Annotated in this window: 16 protein-coding genes; 12 read left to right on the plus strand and 4 right to left on the minus strand. The window is 66.5% G+C overall.

Annotated elements, in window-relative coordinates:
- Positions 1–438 precede the first annotated feature (438 nt).
- The 4 genes from NW198_RS07375 (at position 439) to NW198_RS07390 (ending at position 4417) form a co-directional block, all read left to right on the plus strand.
- Positions 439–1782 (plus strand): MATE family efflux transporter, encoded by a 1344-nt coding sequence (locus NW198_RS07375; protein ID WP_258340587.1) that lies wholly within the window; start codon positions 439–441, stop codon positions 1780–1782.
- A gap of 280 nt (positions 1783–2062) precedes the next feature.
- Complete coding sequence (locus NW198_RS07380; protein WP_258340588.1) at positions 2063–2692, plus strand: TetR/AcrR family transcriptional regulator; 630 nt, start codon at positions 2063–2065, stop codon at positions 2690–2692.
- Positions 2689–3609 (plus strand): ABC transporter ATP-binding protein, encoded by a 921-nt coding sequence (locus tag NW198_RS07385; protein ID WP_258340589.1) that lies wholly within the window; start codon positions 2689–2691, stop codon positions 3607–3609. The genes NW198_RS07380 and NW198_RS07385 overlap by 4 nt, the downstream gene beginning before the upstream one ends.
- A 10-nt stretch (positions 3610–3619) precedes the next feature.
- A complete protein-coding gene (locus NW198_RS07390) occupies positions 3620–4417 on the plus strand; it encodes an ABC transporter permease subunit (RefSeq protein ID WP_258340590.1) in 798 nt (265 codons plus the stop codon).
- Between the two features lie 90 nt (positions 4418–4507).
- Here the strand turns inward: NW198_RS07390 and NW198_RS07395 are convergent, their stop codons facing one another.
- Positions 4508–5380, minus strand: coding sequence for an EamA family transporter (locus NW198_RS07395; RefSeq protein ID WP_258340591.1), 873 nt, complete (start codon positions 5378–5380; stop codon positions 4508–4510).
- Positions 5381–5580: 200 nt separating this feature from the next.
- Here NW198_RS07395 and NW198_RS07400 point away from each other — a divergent pair, with 200 nt between their 5' ends.
- From NW198_RS07400 to NW198_RS07410, 3 genes are all read left to right on the plus strand, one after another.
- Complete coding sequence (locus NW198_RS07400) at positions 5581–7737, plus strand: Tex family protein (RefSeq protein WP_258340592.1); 2157 nt, start codon at positions 5581–5583, stop codon at positions 7735–7737.
- A 298-nt stretch (positions 7738–8035) separates the two neighbouring features.
- Complete coding sequence (bsh, locus tag NW198_RS07405) at positions 8036–8998, plus strand: choloylglycine hydrolase (protein WP_258340593.1); 963 nt, start codon at positions 8036–8038, stop codon at positions 8996–8998.
- Positions 8999–9088: 90 nt separating this feature from the next.
- Complete coding sequence (locus tag NW198_RS07410; protein ID WP_258340594.1) at positions 9089–10750, plus strand: MFS transporter; 1662 nt, start codon at positions 9089–9091, stop codon at positions 10748–10750.
- Between the two features lie 157 nt (positions 10751–10907).
- Here the strand turns inward: NW198_RS07410 and NW198_RS07415 are convergent, their stop codons facing one another.
- The gene (locus tag NW198_RS07415) at positions 10908–11585 is read right to left on the minus strand and encodes a YoaK family protein (protein ID WP_258340595.1); all 678 of its coding nucleotides are present in this window, start codon (positions 11583–11585) and stop codon (positions 10908–10910) included.
- 315 nt (positions 11586–11900) lie between these two features.
- Here NW198_RS07415 and NW198_RS07420 point away from each other — a divergent pair, with 315 nt between their 5' ends.
- From NW198_RS07420 to NW198_RS07430, 3 genes are all read left to right on the plus strand, one after another.
- Positions 11901–12572: a class I SAM-dependent methyltransferase gene (locus NW198_RS07420; RefSeq protein ID WP_258340596.1), complete on the plus strand. Its 672-nt coding sequence runs from the start codon at positions 11901–11903 to the stop codon at positions 12570–12572.
- Positions 12573–12637: 65 nt separating this feature from the next.
- Entirely contained in the window at positions 12638–13624 is a 987-nt protein-coding gene (guaA, locus tag NW198_RS07425) for a glutamine-hydrolyzing GMP synthase (protein WP_258340597.1), read from the plus strand.
- 99 nt (positions 13625–13723) lie between these two features.
- Complete coding sequence (locus tag NW198_RS07430) at positions 13724–14950, plus strand: ATP-binding protein (protein WP_258340598.1); 1227 nt, start codon at positions 13724–13726, stop codon at positions 14948–14950.
- A gap of 475 nt (positions 14951–15425) precedes the next feature.
- Here NW198_RS07430 and NW198_RS07435 read toward each other — a convergent pair whose 3' ends face one another.
- Positions 15426–16265: a YitT family protein gene (locus NW198_RS07435; protein WP_258340599.1), complete on the minus strand. Its 840-nt coding sequence runs from the start codon at positions 16263–16265 to the stop codon at positions 15426–15428.
- Between the two features lie 105 nt (positions 16266–16370).
- On the opposite strand from NW198_RS07435, the gene NW198_RS07440 reads away from it, so the two are divergent.
- A complete protein-coding gene (locus tag NW198_RS07440; RefSeq protein ID WP_258340600.1) occupies positions 16371–16772 on the plus strand; it encodes a PTS glucose transporter subunit IIA in 402 nt (133 codons plus the stop codon).
- A gap of 42 nt (positions 16773–16814) precedes the next feature.
- Entirely contained in the window at positions 16815–18260 is a 1446-nt protein-coding gene (locus NW198_RS07445) for a glycoside hydrolase family 1 protein (RefSeq protein WP_258340601.1), read from the plus strand.
- 131 nt (positions 18261–18391) lie between these two features.
- On the opposite strand, the gene NW198_RS07450 is transcribed toward NW198_RS07445, so the two are convergent.
- Entirely contained in the window at positions 18392–18868 is a 477-nt protein-coding gene (locus NW198_RS07450; RefSeq protein WP_258340602.1) for a flavodoxin, read from the minus strand.
- Positions 18869–19137: the final 269 nt, after the last annotated feature.

Here is a 19137-nt window from a genome sequence, read left to right on the forward strand (position 1 = left end):
CGAGTCCATGGAACTGCGCGGCGGGGCCGGGTGCCACCAACAATGGTTGGCAATCCGTCAACCAGAGGAATCGATTGCAGAAAACTGGATGCCGGAGCGGTCGCGCCCCCGGCCTTTTGCGGCTTCGATAGGCGGCGAGGCGCCGTTCGTTGACCCCGCCGGTCTTATATTGCTGCCGCATTCCTACGAGGGGTAGAATCGCTCTGCTCTCATAGATTGAAAGGTTTGCCTTGTACCTCGAGATTGGTGAGTTCCAAATTGGAACCGCTCCCCGTGATGTTCGGCAGGAAGTCGCGAGGAGCTGACGGTACAACCTGCGCATGGTAATGACGTCCGGCAGACGCCGGCTCGTCCTGTCGTGCGCGCACGGTTCGAGCCCAGGGGCCGCGGCTTTGCTGCCGCGGCCCTTTTCGTCTCGATCGTGCAAAGGAACACCCAATGAAGGAAATGGACTTCCTGGGCGGCAGGCCCGCCGCCAACCTCGCGCGCTTCGCGCTGCCGGCGCTCGGCGCCAACCTGCTTCAGTCCGCCGACCAGGTCGTGGACATGCTCGTCGTGGGGGCGTTCGTCGGGGAGCGGGGGCTCGCCGCGCTCGCCAACGCCACGATGGTCGGCTTCGTGGCCAACTCGCTCTCGCTCGGGCTCGCCGTCGGCGCCACGGTGCTCGTCTCGCGCCGCCTCGGCGCGGGCGAGAAGGACGGCGCCGCCCGGGCGGAGGCCGCGGCGCTCCTCGCCGCGGCCGTCCTCTCCGTCGCCGTCGCGCTGCCCTGCGCGCTCCTCGCCGCCCCGCTCTACGCGGCGCTCGGCGTCCCGGCCGACGCGCTCGCGGGAGCCGCCGCCTACACGCGCGTGTGGGCCGCGGGGCTGCCGGGAGCCTTCCTGCTCGCGGCGGCCGGCGCCGTCATGCGCGCCCGCGGCGACGCCCGCACCCCGATGTGGCTCGCCGTCGCCGTGGCCGCGGTGAACTGCGCGGGCGGCGTCGCGCTCGTGCCCGCGCTCGGCGTCGCCGGCACGGCGTGGTCCTCGACGGCGGCGTCCTCGCTCGCCGCGGCGCTCTCCCTGGCGGTGCTCGCCGGGAGGCGCGGCTCGGCGCTGCCGACGCGCCCACGCGCCCGAGACCTCGCGGAGCTCGCCCGCGTCGCCGCGCCGGCTGCCTTCCAGCAGGTCGTCGTGAACCTCTCGTACCTCGCCATCACGTCCATGACCAACGCCTTCGGCACGGCGGTCGTGGCGGGGGCGGGCGCCGCCACCAAGGCCAACACGCTCGCGGGGATGCCCGTGTGGTCGGTCGGCCAAGCGGTGTCGGCCGCCGCGGCGCGCTGCGAGGGCGCGGGAGACCGGGGCCGGGCGCTCGCCTACGCGCGCACCGGCCTCGCCGTCTCGGTGGGCGCGACCGCCTTCGTGGTCCTTCTCGTCCAGGCGTTGGCCCCGCAGCTCGTTGCCCTCTTCGCCGACGACCCCGAGGCGGTGGCCGCGGGCGTGCTCTACCTGCGCGCCTGCTGCTCGGCGAACAGCCTCGCCTACGCCGCCATGTACGCGCTCGACTCCTTCGCCCAGGCGACCCGCGCGCCGAGGCTCGCGGCGGTCAACGCCCTGCTCGACGCCGTGGTCGTCCGCGTGGGGCTCGCCGTCCTGCTCGTGCCCGTCCTCGGCTACCCGGGCATCCTCGCGGCCCAGGCGCTCTCGCCTATGCTGCCATGCTTCGTTGGGGCGGCGTACCTGAGGCGCTACGCCCGCAGGACGAGGGAGGGCAAGGGAGCTGATGATCCGAAGGCTCAATAGACGCGTGAGTGGATGAGCGATGGCCCGAGCTGGCCGTTGCCGGACTCCGTGCGAGCAATTCTCATGGAGGTCCTGTCACCGTCTCGCGCTCTACGCGCTTGCGGGCACGGCTCTCCGTAGGTGGATGTTCGGGTGGATGTCCGCTCCTCGGTGGGAGGGGTCAGGCTGAGCCGCTCGTCTCAAACGTGCTCGGCACGTTGTTTCACTTGCTCAGGTACCCTTCCATATCTGGGTCAACGGGGTAGCCTTGTTCTCGAAAGCCAAGGGAAAGCGAGGTTCCATGTCAGGCAGGTTCGAGCGCTTCGAGAGTCTTTCCGAGGACCGCAGGTGCGCCGTCGTTGACGCGGCGGTCGAGGTGTTCGGAGGCGATGACTACGCCTGTGCGTCCACGGCGGACATAGCGAGGCGCGCGGGCGTGTCGAAGAGCCAGCTCTTCTTCTACTTCAAGAACAAAAGGGACCTCTACCTCTACGTCCTCACAGCGGTCACCAGGCGCGTGGCCGACGCGGTGGTCGACGAGCGCTGGTACCAGATTGACGACTTCTTCGAGATCATGCGCTACGCCGCGACTCGGAAGGCCGCCCTCGTCAGACTGGGCCCGCGCATCATGGACTTCTTCGTCCGGGCGTTCTATCCCGGTCACAGAGACGTTTCCGGGGTGCTCGACGCCTTCATGACAGATTCCGTGCCAATCATGGTGCGAACGTACCTGGGCCATGTGCGCTGGGAGCGCTTCCGGGAGGACGTCGATCCCATGCGGGTGGTGCGCATGCTCGTATGGTGCGGAGACGGCTATCTCCACGAACGGCTGCGCGGTGGAGGGACGTTCGATATGGGGGAGATGCTCTCTGAGTTTCTCGTCTGGCTCGACTGGCTCAAGAGGGCTACGTACAAGGGGGAGTACCTATGACTGCGAACGGGGCGAGGCCTGCGATTCGCGTGCGCGGGCTCACGAAGGACTACGGGCGAGGCCGCGGCGTCTTCGACGTCAGCCTTGAGGTGGCCGCGGGAGAAGTGCTTGGGTTTCTCGGCCCTAACGGGGCCGGGAAAACGGTGACGATGCGCCACCTCATGGGATTTATCAAGCCGCAGAAAGGAATGGCTCAGATTCTCGGGCACGACTGCTTTCGGGAGCGCCCGCGGGTGCAGGCCAGCTTAGGTTACCTGCCCGGCGAGGGCGCCTGCATGCAGGAGATGACGGCTCGGTCCTTCCTCGACCTCATGGCGGGGATGCGGGGCATGCGTGACCGCTCTCGGATGCTGGAGCTCGCCGATGTCTTTGAGCTGGACCTCGGTGCGCGGATCGGCGGGATGTCCAAGGGCAACCGGCAGAAGGTCGCGATCGTGGCGGCGTTCATGGCGCGCCCGGACGTGCTCCTGCTCGACGAGCCGACGAGCGGTCTTGACCCGCTCATGCAGGAGCGCTTCCTCGACCTCGTGGCGGAGGAGCGAGCGCGGGGAGCCGCCGTCCTGCTCTCCTCGCACATCTTCGAGGAGGTCGGGCGTGCATGCGACCGGGTGGCGTTCATCCGCGCGGGACGGGTGGCCATGACCTGCACCATGGACGAGGTGCGCTCGATGCGCGGCCGCGGCTACTCGGTCGAGTTCTCGAGCGCGGCCGAGCGCTCGCGCTGGGAGCTTGCCCACGGTGCCGAGCCTGTGGAGGGGGACGCCTGCGGGGTCGAGCTTGGCGACGTGCGCGACGTGAACGCCCTCATCCGCGAGCTCTCCTCCTACGACGTGGCCTCGGTCACGTCCCGCGAGCAGACGCTCGAGGAGCTGTTCCTGCACCTGTACGAGGGCGTCGAGCCCTCGCGGCAAAGCTAGGGGGGTTCCGATGATCCTTCCTCTTTTCAGGCACGAGCTGCGCTCCTGCCTGCTTCCGACCGCAATCATCGCAGCAGTGGTGATTCTCTATGCCTGCGTCATCATCGGCATGTACGATCCCGAACTCGGTGAGTCGCTTACCCTCATGCGCGATGCCATGCCTGAGCTCTTTGCCGCCTTCGGCATGGCCGACCAGGGGACGACGCTTCTAGAGTTCGTCGTCAACTACCTGCACGGCTTTTTGCTCGTGGTGCTCCCCCTCGTTCTCGTGGCGGTGCTCACCAGCCGGCTCGTGGTCCGTCACGTCGAGTGCGGCAGCATCGCCTACCTGCTCGCACAGCCCGTGGGGCGCACGCGTCTCATGCTCTCGCAGGCGTGCGTTCTCATTCTCTGCCTCGTTCTTCTCGCGGTGGCGCTCACTGCGTTCGAGCTGGCTGCGGCCCATGCCATGTTCCCCGGCGAGCTCGTTGCCTCCGACCTCGTCGCCGTCAACGTGGCCACGTTCTGTCTGTGGCTGTTCCTCTCCGGCATGTGCTGGGCGGGGGCCTGTGCCTTCCCGAACGTCTCTGCCGCGAGGTGGGCGGGCGTTGCCGTGTGCACGCTCTTCGTCCTTGTCCAGATGCTCTCGGGGATGGGAGACAAGCTTGCCTGGCTCGCCGACGTCACGCCTCTCTCGCTCCTCGATCCCCTCGGGGTCGCCTCGGGGGAGGCTGGCGCCGTCTTGGGCACGGCCGCTCTTGCCGTCTTGGGTGTCGTGCTCTCCTCTCTGGGGATCGTTGCCTTTTCTCGACGCGACCTGAGCGTTTAGGGGCTGATTTGAGACAGCTTGCCGACCTTCCATCAGGAGTTCCCGCGTCCGACCGGGCCTAGGGCAACCCGGGCCCGGTCGCGCCCGCCCCTAGGCGACGGTGGCGACTATCGTCCCGACGACCACGAGCGCAAGCCCCACGGCGGCCCGGCGGGAAAGCCGCTCGGCGAGAAAGACCCGTGAGAAGACGACGGTCACCACGATGCTCAGCTTGTCGACGGGAGCCACGACGCTCGCTGGCCCCTCCTGGAGCGCGCGGTAGTAGCAGAGCCATGCCGCCCCGGTCGCCACCCCGGAGAGGCAGATGAAGGCGAGCTCTCGCGGAGGCACCCCCCTGACCTGCGGAAGCGTGCCGGTGACTCCCACCATGAGCCACGCCATGACGAGCACCACGACGGTTCGGACGGCCGTGCCGAGATTCGACTCGACGCCCTCGATTCCCACCTTGCCGAGAATCGCGGTGAGGGCGGCAAACACCGCGGAGCCCACGGCGTAGGGGAGCCACGAGCGCGAGGTGCCCCCGTTGGGCGCGGGCTTGCCGTCATCGCCTCGCACCACCATGAGCAGTGTTCCGATGCCGATGAGCGCGACCGCGGCGGCGCTTGCCACGCTAAAGCGCTCGTGCAGGAGCGTTGCTCCGAGCACCATGGTGAGCACGGTGCTCAGCTTGTCGACGGGGGTGATCTTGTTGACGTCACCGAGCTGCAGGGCACGGAAGTAGAAGAGCCACGAGGCCCCGGTCGAGAGGCCCGAGAGGACGAGAAAGACCCAGGTGTGCGGTGCGATGTCGGAGACGGTGCCGGCGGAGCCGACCACGAGCACCATGAGCCACGAGAACGCGAGCACCACGATGGTGCGGATCGCGGTGGCGACGTTTGAGTCGGTGGTGCGGATTCCGCACTTGGCAAGGATGGCCGTCAGCCCCGAGAAGAGCGCCGACCCCGCCGCAAACGCAAGCCACATCCTGGTCACCTCCGTGTACGGCAGCCATTATAGCGACCTGCCCGGACCCTGCCGCGGGGGCGTTCGACCTTCACGGCGAGCAGGGCGACTGCCCGCAGCACTTCTCGGTGCGCCGGTTTGTCCCCTAGACCTCGCCCTTTGCCCTACGGGGCGCGCACGGCTATCCTTATCCACTCATGCACCCAACCGAGGGAGCCTACATGGACATCATCGCCACGCTCGCGGAGGAGCTTGGGCTCAAGCCCGCCGCGGTCCAGGCCGCCGTCGACCTCATCGACGAGGGGAACACCATCCCCTTCATCGCGCGCTACCGCAAGGAGGCGACGGGCGGCATGGACGACGTCGCCCTGCGCACCCTCGACGAGCGCCTGGCCTACCTGCGCAACCTCGAGCAGCGCAAGTCCGACGTCATCACGCTCATCGAGGCCCAGGGCAAGCTCACCCCCGAGCTCGAGGAGCAGATCCGCTCCGCCACGCAGCTCCAGCGCGTGGAGGACCTCTACAAGCCCTACCGCAAGAAGCGCCTGACCCGCGCGCAGAAGGCGCGCGAGGCCGGGCTGGAGCCGCTCGCCAACATGATCTTCATGCAGGCGGCGACCAGGGGCTCCGCGCTCGACGAGGCGGCGCGCTTCGTGACGCCCAAGGCCGCCGAGGCGGGCTTCGACACGCCGGAGAAGGCCCTCGCCGGTGCCGCCGACATCGTGGCCGAGGTTGTGGCCGAGGATGCCGAGAACGTGGCCGACCTGCGCGACTTCACCTTTGGCACGGCCGACATCGTGTCCGTGGCGGTGAGCGCGGACGAGAAGACCCCCTACGAGCCCTATTACGACTTCGCCGAGCCGGCGCGCAAGATTCCCAACCACCGCGTGCTGGCCATCGACCGCGGCGAACGCGAGGAGAAGCTCCGCGTGCGCGTGCGCGTGGACGACGCCGCGGCCGTCGCGCGCCTGGCCGCCCGCTGGCCGCGCCGCAGCGGCGTCTTTGCGCCGGTCCTGGATGCCGCGATCGCCGACGGCTACAAGCGCCTCATGGCCCCCTCGCTCGAGCGCGAGGTCCGCGCCCGCCTCACGGTGCGCGCCCAGACCGACGCCATCGGTGTCTTTGCCAAAAACGTCGAGAGCCTGCTCTCGGCCCGTCCCGTGCGTGGCGCCCGCGTGATCGCGCTCGACCCGGGCTTCCGCACGGGCTGCAAGGTCGCGGTGCTGGACGAGTACGGCACCCTGCTCGACCACGGCGTGGTCTACCCCACGGTGCCGCGCCGCGACGTCGCGGGCACCAAGCGCGAGCTCGCGCGCCTCACGGCCAAGTACGCCATCAACACCATCGTCATCGGCAACGGCACGGCCAGCCGCGAGACCGAGGAAGTGGTTTCCGAGTTTATCGCCGAGTCCGCGCCGGAGCTGCGCTACACCATCGTCAACGAGGCCGGCGCCTCGGTCTACTCGGCTTCCGAGCTCGCGAGCAAGGAGTACCCCGACCTCGACGTCACCACGCGCGGCGCCATGAGCCTGGGCCGCCGCCTGCAGGACCCGCTCGCCGAGCTCGTGAAGATCCCGCCCCAGTCCATCGGCGTGGGCCAGTACCAGCACGACCTCGACCAGGCGGAGCTCGCGCGCACCCTGGGCAACGTGGTGGAGGACGTCGTCAACCGCGTGGGCGTGGACGTCAACACCGCGAGCGCGAGCCTGCTCGGCTACGTCGCCGGCATCACGCCCGCCGTGGCCCGCAACATCGTGGCCTACCGCGAGGAAAACGGCCCCTTCACCGACCGTCGCCAGCTCAAGAAGGTCTCCAAGCTCGGTCCCAGGGCCTACGAGCAGTGTGCCGGCTTCCTGCGCGTGAACGGCGGCGCCAACCCGCTCGACGCCACGGCCGTGCACCCGGAGAGCTATCCGGTGGCTCAGGCCCTGCTCGAGCGCGCCGGCGTGACCGAGAAGGACCTCGCGCGCGGCGGCATCCCCGACATCCAGCAGCGCCTGGGCAACGTCGCTCTGCTTGCCGGCGAGCTCGAATGCGGTCTCATGACCCTGATCGACATCGTCTCCGAACTGGAGAAGCCCGGGCGCGACCCGCGTGATGACGCTCCCGAGGTGGTCTTCAGCCGCGCCGCCCTCTCGATCGACGATCTCCAGCCCGGCATGGAGCTCACGGGCACCGTGCGCAACGTCGTGGACTTCGGCGCCTTCGTCGACGTGGGCGTCCACCAGGACGGCCTCGTGCACATCTCCAAGATGGCCCGGCGCTTCGTCAGGCACCCGAGCGACGTCGTGGCGGTGGGCGACACGGTCAAGGTCTGGGTCGAGCGCGTGGACCGCGACCGCGGCAAGATCTCGCTCACGATGGTTCAGGGCAAGTAAGCGGCTCCCCTTGAGGGTATGCACACCCCGCCGGGAGGGTATGTATGCCTTCCGACCCGTCTGTTCTTCTCAGCAAGCGCTGTACCTGCGCAAACGCGAGTGCCACGGGTCCGGGCGGTGTACATACCCTGAAGGGCGGGTGTACATACCCTCGAGCCCCTGGGCGGCGCGGGCGCAAAGCCAAAGAAATTAGAGGAACCTAACATGATTTTGGCCGCTCAGACCGGGTACGAGAGGATCATCTACATCCAACGTGCCCGGTCGGCAGGCCGCCGCCGGGCAGGGAAGGGGTCGCCCCATGTGCACGGGCATCCGCTTTACCAGCACCTCCGGCTCCATGTACTTTGGCCGCAACCTGGACTGGACCCAGGGCTACGGCGAGCGCGTGGTGATGACGCCGCCGGCCGCGAAGATCCCGGCCGCCTTCTCTCGCGAGGGAGACCTCGAGCGCGGCCATGCCGTCATCGGCATGGGCATCGTCGTGGAAGGCATCCCGCTCTACTTTGACTGCGGCAACGACGCCGGCCTTGCCGTCGCGGGCCTCAACTTCCCGCAGAGCGCGCGCTACGCGAGCGAGCACAGGCACGGCGCCATTAACGTCGCCGCCTACGAGTTCCCGTTCTGGATCGCACGGAACTTCTCGTCGGTCGAGGAGGTTCGCGAGGCGCTCGCGCGCGTCAATGTGGTCGCCAAGCCGGTGAACCGCCAGCTTCCCGTGGCCAACCTCCACTGGATCATCGGCGACGCCACGGGCAGCGTGGTCGTGGAGTGCCTGGAGGACGGTCTGCGCGTCTGGGAGAACGACGTCGACGTCCTCACCAACGAGCCCGACTTTGGCTGGCAGCGCACCAACCTGCGCAACTACCTCACGCTGAGCGACGCCGATCCCACGGCCGCCGCGTGGGGCAAGGCCAGCCTTCCGCCCTTTGGGTCCGGCATGGGCATGCATGGCATCCCCGGCGACTACAGCGGTCCTTCTCGCTTCGTCAAGGCGGCCTTCGTGAACGCGCACTACCCCGCTCAGGAGGGGGAGCGCGCCAACGTGACGCGCCTGTTCCGCACCCTGGGCTCCGTTGCCGTTCCGGACGGCTGCGCACAGGTGGTGGAGGGCGCCTTCGAGCGGACGCTCTACACGAGCTGCTTCTCTGCCGCGACGCTCACCTACTATCACGCCGCCTACGACGACCTGGAGATTCGCGCCTACCCGCTCGCCTCGTGCGACATGAACGGGTCCGCGCCCGTCTTCGTGCCCGCCGCGTAGCCGCCGCCTGCACGTTGGGGACAGTCCCCAACGTGCATATGTGAATTGGGGGCTGTCCCCAACTAACAGATGCCAAAAAGGAGAGACACCATGCACAGTCCTGCCGTCAGCGCGGGGCCGGCGGGAGCGTCTGCCGCGAAGGAGCGCTTCCTCGTCCTGCCGATCATCATCTTGATTTTGGCCCAGATGGGCACGAGCGGGGACAACGGGGCCCTGTCGCTCGCCGCCTCGGCCCTCACCACCGATCTCGGCGCCACCACCGCCGAGATCCAGCTCGCCAACATGGTCTATCCGCTCGTGGGCGGCGCATTCATGATCGCGGGCGGCCTGCTCGGCACTATCCTTGGCTGGGCGCGGACCTTCCGCACCGGCGCGCTCGTGTGCGGAATCGGCGAGGTGGTTCTCGCCTTCGCGCCCAGCATGGCCGTCTTCATCTGGGTCGGGCGCGTGCTCGTGGGGCTGGGCGCGAGCCTGCTCGTCCCCTCTGTCCTGGGGCTCGTTCCGCTGCTGTACCGAGGCCACAACCGCATGGTCGCCTTTGGGTGCATCGGAGCGGCCTCGGGGCTCTCCGCCGTGCTGCCGCTCATTCTCGGCGTGGTCATGGAGACCGCCGGCATGCGGCCGACCTTCCTGCTGCTCGCTGCGTACTTCGTCGTGGTGGGGGCGCTCTCGCTGCGCCTGCCGCGCGTCGCCCAGTCCAGCGAGAAACTTCCCTTCGACGGTCTCGGCGTGGCGCTTGCCGCCGCGGGCCTGTTCCTCGTGCTCGTGGGCCTCTCGAGCGTCTCGAGCTGGGGCCTCATCGAGCCGTTCGCCGGATGTCCGTTCACCGTCTTCGGAATCTCCCCGGCGCTGCCCTCCGTGGCCCTGGGCCTCTTGGTCCTGGCGGTGCTCGTGCGGGTCGAGAAGAACGTGGAGCAGCGCGACGGCATCGCGCTGCTGCCCAGCTCCTTCCTCGGGACTCCGCAGGTCCTCGCGGGTCTTGTCGCCAACGCGGTCATGTTCTTCTTCATGGGCGCCCAGTCTATCCTCATGGCTCCGTACCTGCAGCTGGTTGCCGGCTGGTCGCCCATCGACGTGGGCACGATTTCCATCGTGACAGGTCTTCCCACCTTTGCGCTCTCGCTTGGCATCCCCAAGCTGATGCCGCATGCCAACCCGCGCCACGTCATCCAGACGGGCTATGTGACCATGGCCGCCGCGCTCACGGTGATGGCGCTCTCGGTCACGTCGACGGGCGCCAGCGCAGTCCTCGTCTACCTCGGGGCATTCCTCGCCGGCGTGGGCGCGGGCACCGTCGCCTCGCATGCGAGCAACGTGGTGGCCGCAGCGCTGCCCGAGCGCGACGCCTCTCAGTCCGGCGGCATCCAGAGCACCATGCGCAACGTCGGCCAGGCCGTGGGCGTGGCGCTGCTGGGAGCAGTCCTGCTCTTTGGCATCACGAGCATGGTGCGTGACGGCGCCGCGTCCGACACCGCCCTCTCCTCCCAGGTCCGCGGAGACCTCGTCTCCATGAGCGTCAACCTCGGCAGCAACGAGGAGTTTGAGCGACAGCTCCAGAGCATCCCGATGACCGACGCCGAGCGCCAGGAGCTCGTGCGCATCGACGCGCGGGCGCGCTCCGAGTCAACGCGCATCGCCTATGCCGTCGGCGGCGTCATCGTGCTTCTCGGGCTGCTGACCACCCCCATGATCACGACGTTCGACAAGCGCCCGTCCTCCGTCTCCCCCGCAGACGAGCGCGCGACGGCGTGAGAGCGCGGGGGCGCCCGACACGCAGCCGTCCGGGCGCCCCCGCACGTCAGCCCCGCCAGTTGTCGTCTTTGACAGTGACGTCAGGTTATATTGTCAACCCGCGGTGAGGTTGACAATATAACCTGACGTCACTGTCAACTGTTAGACCGGCGGGAGGCTATGCCTCGGGATCTGTGATGAAGCGCAGCGACAGCAGAAACAGCGCGCTGATCGCAAGGCAGGCGAGCTGGCCCGTGGCGTCGATCAAGAACTTGCACGCCACGGCGCCGACGCAAAACGAGGCCACCAGCCCGGCATAGCGCGCGGAGCGGTGAAGCTCGTGCTTGTCGCCGCCAAACACGCCGTCGTAAAGGGTCTCGCCGAAGGAGCGGAGATTGCCGGTGCAAAATACGCTCGCGTAGGCGGACTTAGTGCCAAACTGGCGGAAGTTCTCGTAGGATACGGCCGCGCAGAAGGAGATGGCGCTGTTAACGAGCAGGTCGGGAGCCCATGCGGGCAGCAGGGCAATCGCCGCAAACGCGGCAGCCTCGAAGACGGCGACCCAGCGCTGCATCCGGTGGGTCGCGTGTCCGTGGACCCGCACGAGCACGTGGCGCGAGAGCATGATGCCCAGTACAAACGCGCAGATCGAGACGAGGTAGTGGGCCACGCCGAGCCATGCCCCTTCGGCGAGGTTCATGCACAGAAGCACGATGTTGCCGGTCTGGCCCGTGGCAAAGACGTGATCGTGCAGCAGGTATGAGTATGCGTCCATGAATCCGCCCGCGCAGATGACCGTGAGGCCCAGCCTCACGGGAACCTTTGGCCGTCTCGAGATCTCCGACGTCTGCTCCATGCCATGCTCCCTTTGTCGCGCACCTTCGCCCTGCGTATCCTAAATCACGCGCGCGTCAATCTGGCGGAGGCCTGCAATTTCCGTCTCCAAGCCATATGCTCGGGTCGCCGCGGACAAAACCCGCCTTCGATCCATGGACTTTTGGCCCGCCGGGGGAGATTTGGCTCTGGCGTTTGAAGCGCCAACTGGGCTTTTTCTCAAGACGGACGCTCGAATGCCCGGATTTGAGGAAAAAACTCATGGATCGAAGGCAGGTTTTGTTCGCGCCGGCGTGACAATATGGATTGAAGAGCGATTTTGCACACGGAGGATTCGATGCTCGACGCCAACCTTTCATCGAGCGCTTCCGGCCTCGAGCTGCGTCATGACGAAGAGGGCCTCGCGCTCGCGGGTGATGGCATGGTGCTCCGCGCGGACCTCTCGGCCCTGTTGCCCCGGCTGCGCCCGGACCGGCTGAGCCGCGAGCTGCTTGTGCGTGCGGCGCGCGTTCGCGGCGTCGAGGCCCCCACGGCGGTGGACGCCACTGCCGGGCTGGGGGAGGACTCCCTGCTCCTGGCGGCGGCCGGTTTTACGGTCACGCTGTTCGAGAAGGACCCGGTGATCGCCGCACTCCTGCGTGACGCGCTCGAGCGCGCGGCTGATGACGTCGCGTTGGCGCCGGCGGTCTCCCGTATGACGCTCGTCGAGGGCGACTCCGTCGCCGGCTTGCGCGATCTGGGCTTCTCTCCTGACGTGGTGTTCCTCGACCCAATGTTTCCGGAGCGCACCAAGAGCGCGGCGGTGAAGAAGAAGTTCCAGCTGCTGCATCATCTCGAGTGCCCCTGCGACAACGAGGACGAGCTGCTCCAGGCGGCGCTCTCGGCCCGCCCGCGCAAGGTCGTGATCAAGCGGCCGCCCAAGGGGCCGCTGCTCGCGGGCGCCAAGCCGAGCTACCAGGTCACGGGCAAGGCCGTTCGCTACGACGTCATCGTCCCGCCGCGGGCGTGAGGTCACTGCAACCTGGGCGGCGCGGTACAATCAGGTAACTGAAGCCCCGAGCAAAGGAGCCCCGCATGGACCTCCCGAACAAGCGCCCGGACGACATGGCGCGCATCACCACCCCCGAGCTGGCGCAGGCCTTCATCGACGAGCAGGTCGAGGCCGTCCGCGCGCAGGTCGGCGACAAGAAGGTGCTTCTCGCCCTCTCCGGCGGCGTCGACTCCTCCGTGGTGGCCGCCCTGCTGATCAAGGCCATTGGCAAGCAGCTCATCTGTGTGCACGTGAACCACGGCCTCATGCGCGCGGGCGAGTCCGAGCAGGTCATTGACGTGTTCCGCAACCAGATGGACGCCAATTTGGTCTACGTGGACGCCACCGACCGCTTCCTCGACCTGCTCGCCGGCGTGGCCGAGCCCGAGCGCAAGCGCAAGATCATCGGCGCCGAGTTCATCCGCGTCTTCGAGGAGGAGGCCCGCAAGGTCGCCGACGACGTGGACTTCCTCGCGCAGGGCACCATCTACCCGGACATCGTGGAGTCCGACGGCGTGAAGGCGCACCACAACGTGGGCGGCCTGCCCGACGATCTGCAGTTTGAGCTCGTGGAGCCCGTGCGTCTGCTCTACAAGGACGAGGTCCGCGTGGTGGGCCGTGCGCTCGGCCTTCCCGAGGGCATGGTCGAGCGCCAGCCGTTCCCGGGCCCGGGCCTGGGCGTCCGCTGCCTCGGCGCCATCACGCGCGACCGCCTGGAGGCGCTGCGCGCGGCCGACGCCATCTTGCGCGAGGAGTTTGCTGAGGCGGGGCTCGCCGGCAAGGTGTGGCAGTACTTCGTCGTGGTGCCCGACATGCGCGCCACGGGCGTGCGCGACGGCAAGCGCGCCTACGACTGGCCGGCCATCATCCGCGCCGTCAACACCGTCGACGCCATGACGGCCACGGTGCCCGAGCTCGACTGGGCGCTGCTCAAGCGCATCACCGACCGCATCCTCGCCGAGGTGCCGGGCATCTGCCGCGTGACGTACGACCTCACGCCCAAGCCCGTGGGTACGATCGAGTGGGAATAACATAGTTAAGACACCAACTTCCGTAAAAATAAAAAAGTTGGTGCCTTAAACCGCGAATAACGCCCCCTGACTCTATACTGGAGCCAGGGGGCGATTTTCATGAAGCTATACCGTCGCGAACAGTACCTCAAGAAAATTCGACCGTTTTACGATGATGACATCATCAAGGTCATCACGGGCATACGGCGGTGTGGCAAGTCAAGCCTCATGGAGACGGTCATCGAGGAGCTCAAGGAACGCGGGGTCCCCGATAAGGACATCGTCTACCTCGATCTCGAGAAACGGGGCAACCGGTCGATCAAGACGCCCGACCAGCTCGAGGCGGCAATCGAGAAGCGCTTGGCGGACGACGACTTCAAGTACCTCTTCATCGACGAGGTGCAGAACGTCGAGGGGTACGAGGAGGTCGTTAACGCGTACAACGCGGACGGCGGCTTCTCCATATTCATCACAGGCTCCAATTCCTACCTCCTTTCCGGCGAGCTCATGACCAAGCTGACGGGCCGCTACGTCGAGTTCGAGATGTTCCCGCTCTCGTTTGCCGAGTACCTGGGGATGAAGCGCCATCTGGGCAGGGAGGTCGGAGACGCGCGCCGCGAGTTCGAGGACTACCTGCGCTTCGGGGGCTTTCCGAGGTCGCTCGCATACGATGATCCGGACGCGAAGGCGCGCTACATCGAGGATGTTGTGAACCAGATCATCGAGAAGGACATCAAGGGACGGAAGAAGATCCGGCACGTCGACACCTTCAACCGGGTCATGACGTACCTCATCAACAACTTCGGCGCGCCGACGAGCCTGACGAATCTGGTTGACCATTTCACCAACGTCGAGAAGATCCGCGTGCAGCGCAGGACCATCGCCTCTTACATCCAGACGCTGGTCGACGCCAAGGTTCTCTACCGCTGCCCCCGCTTCGACCTGAAGTCCCGCAAGTCGCTGCGCGGGGAGGAGAAGTACTATCTTGCGGATCCGGGCATCTACTTCGCTCGCAACGTAGACGTCCGTCTCAACTACGGTCCCTCGCTCGAGAATGTGCTCTACCTGTATCTGCGAGCCAGGGACTACCGGCTTTCCGTCGGAAGGATCGGGAAGCTCGAGTGCGATTTCATTGCCCGTCAGCGCAACGCGTACGCCTACATTCAGGTGGCGATGAGCATCGCGGACCGCGCGACCGAAGATCGTGAGTATCGGCCTTTCAGCTATATTCGCGACGGCTACCCGCGTTTCCTCTTCACCCTCGACCCGCTTCTCCAGGGACGCGAGGGCGTGAGGCACCTCAATCTCGCCGATTTCATGGCGGGGGAGCATGGCTTGTTTGAATGACGGGGTCCTGCCGAGGGTGGCGCAGGAGCTCGTAGAGAGGACCAGGCGCACCGACGTCCTTCTCCACTCCAACGAGGCTGCCGGCATGGGGTCGCGGTGATTCCGCGGCCCCTCTTTGCCATCGGCGGCCTCATGCCGGCGTTGGCGGACGAAATGCGCCTTTCGTCCCTCTGTCCTACTAGAGTAGCCAAAGAAGGCCGTTGTGACAGAGGTTGGAGAGACATGGGCGATGGCGACCCGATAATCGACCTGCACATGCACAGCGTCCACTCGGACGGGACTTGCACCGCGCAGCAGCTCATTGACATGCTGGCCGCAAAGGGCGCGGGCATCATCTCGTTTACCGATCACGACAGCGTTGGCTGCTACCGCGACCTAAGGTCCGGCCGTGCGACCCTTGAGCCCGGGATGACCCTGGTTCCCGGAGTGACAATCTCGTCAGGTTATATTGTCAACCCAGGCGTCGGGGCAGCCCTTACGCCCGGCGTCGGAGTTGGCGCTCGCGCATCTCGCTCACCTCGGAGATCACCCAGAACGCCGCCGGGTCGACGGAGGTGATCATCTCGCGGATCGTCCAGAGCTTGCGGCGGGGGATCACGCTGAGCAGGGCCCTGCCCTCCTGGCGCGTGTAGCCCTGCTCGATGGGAATCACGCTGACGCCCGCGTCCTGCTCGCCCAGGATGTTCTCGCGGATCTTCTCGTGCTCGGACGAGAAGATGAGCAGCTGCACCTGCGAGCGGCCCATGACCATGACGCGGTTCATCACGATGGTGAGCAGCGTCAGCGCGAGCACGCCCAGAAGCGTCTGCTCGAAGTTGGAGAAGGGGATCTGGCCGGCGATGACGCAGCCGTCGATCACCCAGAGCAGCGCGGAGACGCTGACGTGCAGGTACTTGTGCGCGATGAGCGCGATCACGTCGCTGCCGCCCGTCGAGCCGCCGGCGCGCAGGATGAGGCCCGCGCCCGCGCCCATGAGCGCGCCGGCGCACACGGCGGCGAGCATCGGCTCGCTGGTGAGGTGGTCCAGAGGGAGCGTCTCGAGGACGGACATGGCGAGCGGGTAGGCGATCGTGCTGAAGATGGTCGACGCGGCGAACGAGCGCCCCAGGAAGGCCGCGCCCAGCAGGAAGAGCACGGCGTTGATGACGAGCACCGCCAGCGAGAGCGGCAGGGGGACGACGTGCGTGACGATCAGCGCGATGCCCGTCGACCCGCCGAGCACAAGGCCGTGCGGGACGATGAAGCAGGTGACGGCAAGCGCCACGAGTAGGTTGCCCAGCACCAGCGACACGATCTTGACCAACTTGTGCGACATGTGCCTCCGCATCTGTAAATTGGGGACAGTCCCCAATTTACACCACTTTGGGGATACCCTCATCGGGTGGCCAACCGAGCTTCGAGCAAAAGGAACGTGCGAGAAGTGCCTCAGAATCGAGGTCCTTCTCGCGCGTTCCTCTCACTCGGCGCGGAGGGATGCGCCAGCCGCTTTCATGTTTTGAAAAAAGCGGCACGCCGGCCCTTCTCGCCCGTTGACGGCGTGGTGTTTCCCACAGGGCACGCCCTTGGTCTCATGAGCGACACCGGCGTCGAGCTGCTCGTCCACATTGGCATGGATACCGTCAACCTCGAGGGGAAGGGCTTCACAACCCACGTGAAGCAGGACGATCGCGTGACTAAGGGGCAGCTGCTCGTGGAGTTTGACGTCGACGCCATCAAGGCAGCCGGCTACAGCGCTGTCGCCCCCGTGATCGTGACTAACGCCGACGAGTGCGGGCCCGTGAGCGTGGACGTCAAGGCGGGCGTCATCACGGCGAGTGCCTAGCGGACGTTCTTCTCGCCGGGACATTCAGACAAGGAGGCCACCATGTCGGCACAGTTTTCTGAGAACTTCTTCTGGGGCGGGGCCATCGCGGCCAATCAGGTCGAGGGGGCGTGGGACATTGACGGCAAGGGCGCGAGCATGCCCGACGTCGTGACCAACGGGGCGCACGGCGTGCCCCGGCGCGTGGAGCCCTCGCTCGACCCCAGCTATCTCTACCCGAGTCACGACGCGATTGACTTCTATCATCGCTACGAGGAGGACGTCGAGCTCTTTGCCGAGATGGGCTTCAAGATGCTGCGCACCTCGGTCAACTGGACGCGCATCTTCCCAACGGGCGAGGAGGCGGAGCCCAACGAGGCGGGCTTCGCGTTCTACGACCGCCTTTTCGACTGCCTGCTCGCGCACGGCATCCAGCCGCTGATCACGCTCTCTCACTACGAGCTGCCCTACGCGCTGGTCGAGAAGTACAACGGCTGGTGCGACCGTCGGGTCATCGAGCTCTTCGAGCGCTTCTGCCGCGTGCTCTTTGACCGCTATCACGACCGCGTGAAGTGGTGGCTCACGTTCAACGAGGTCAACTGCGACCTGCTCTACACGGGGGCGTTCAACTCCACCAATAACCTGCGCGGCTTCTCCGGGCCGCTCGACACGCTCGTGGACAGCCCGCAGGAGCGCATCCAGGCGATGCACCACCAGTTCGTGGCGAGCGCGCGGGTGACCCGCTACGCGCACGAGCACTACCCGGACCTCAAGATCGGCTGCATGATCGTGGCGCTGCCGGACTACCCATACACGCCCAACCCGGACGACGTCCTCGCCACGCAGCGGCAGATGCGCATGATCAACTGGCTCTGCCCCGACGTGCAGATTCGCGGGTACTACCCGAGCTACGCCAAGCGTCTCTTCCGCGAGCTGGGCGTGGAGGTGCGCATGGAGCCGGGTGACGCCGAGGAACTGCGCGCCGGCACGGTGGACTTCTATAGCTGCAGCTACTATATGACGTTCTGCGTGAGCACAGATCCCAACGCGCCCATCACCGAGGGCAGCCTGCTTGGCGGCGTGAAGAACCCCTACCTCGAGGTCTCCGACTGGGGCTGGCAGATCGACCCCAAGGGCCTGCGCTACATGCTCAACGAGGTGTGGGACCGCTATCAGGTGCCCATCATGGTTGTCGAGAACGGCTTGGGCGCTTACGACGAGAAGGACCCTGCGGACGGGTGCATCCATGACGACTATCGCATCTCGTACTTCCGCGAGCACGTGCGACAGATGGGGGAGGCCATCGACGATGGCGTTGACCTCATCGCATACTTGCCGTGGGGCTGCATCGACCTCGTGAGTCTCTCGACCGGCGAGATGGCCAAGCGTTACGGCTTCATCTACGTGAACAAGTTCGACGACGGCACGGGCGACCTCTCGCGCGAGCGCAAGGACAGCTTCTACTGGTACCAGCGCTGCATCGCCAGCAACGGACGGGGCCTAGGGTAGGCCGGACCCCAGTGACTGCGCGGGCCGCGGGCCCTCCTTCCCGCGGCCCGCTTTGTTGGGCTAGTATGCCTTTGCCGCGCCGCCGCCGTGGCCAACTGCGGTTTTGTGCGACCGTCGTCAGCGGGGGCGTACTAGAGCGCGACGCTCTCCGCCCAGGTGCGCAGCTCGCCCGTGCTGGGATTGCCGTTGAGCAGGCGTCCCTCGAGGACCGTGGCGCCCGGCGCGAGCGACGCCATGCGCTGCGGCGCCTTGCCTAGCCCACTGCTACCACTCGTGGCAAACGGCACGATGGTCTTGCCGGAGAAGTCAAACGTCTCAAGGAAGGTGTCGATGATGCGCGGCTCGACGTACCACCAGATGGGAAATCCCACGTAGACGGTATCGTAGGCGTCCATGTTGCCCACGCCGCCCGCAACGGCGGGACGGCAGGCGTCATCGTTCATCTCATGGGTGCTGCGGCTGTTCTCGTCACGCCAGTCCAGGTCCGCGGGGCTATAGGGCCGCTCAGGGACGATCTCAAAGAGATCGGCACCGATGGCCTCGGCGAGGTTCTTGGCTACGCGGGCGGTGGTACCGGTTGCGGAGAAGAAAGCAACGAGCGAGCTCATGGGAGGTCCTTTCTATTGGCAACGTTGCGTCACATAATTGATACCCAGACAACGAAGGATTAATTCAGGGTATCGGCTATCGGGACCCTGCCTGCAAAACTGACCTTCAGTCCATATTCCGCTGAGGCTCCATGCAAAACGACCCTTCGATCCATGGAAAAATGGACCAAAAGTGCTTTGTTGAGAAAATACAATATTTGATATAGCGCTGACCTGCGGTTCTGTAATGTGCGGTCGCGCCAGACGGAGTGCAGCCCCCAAAATCCCAT

Origin of the sequence: Thermophilibacter sp. ET337 (assembly GCF_024733715.1) — a bacterium.
Classification (GTDB): Bacteria; Actinomycetota; Coriobacteriia; order Coriobacteriales; family Atopobiaceae; genus Thermophilibacter.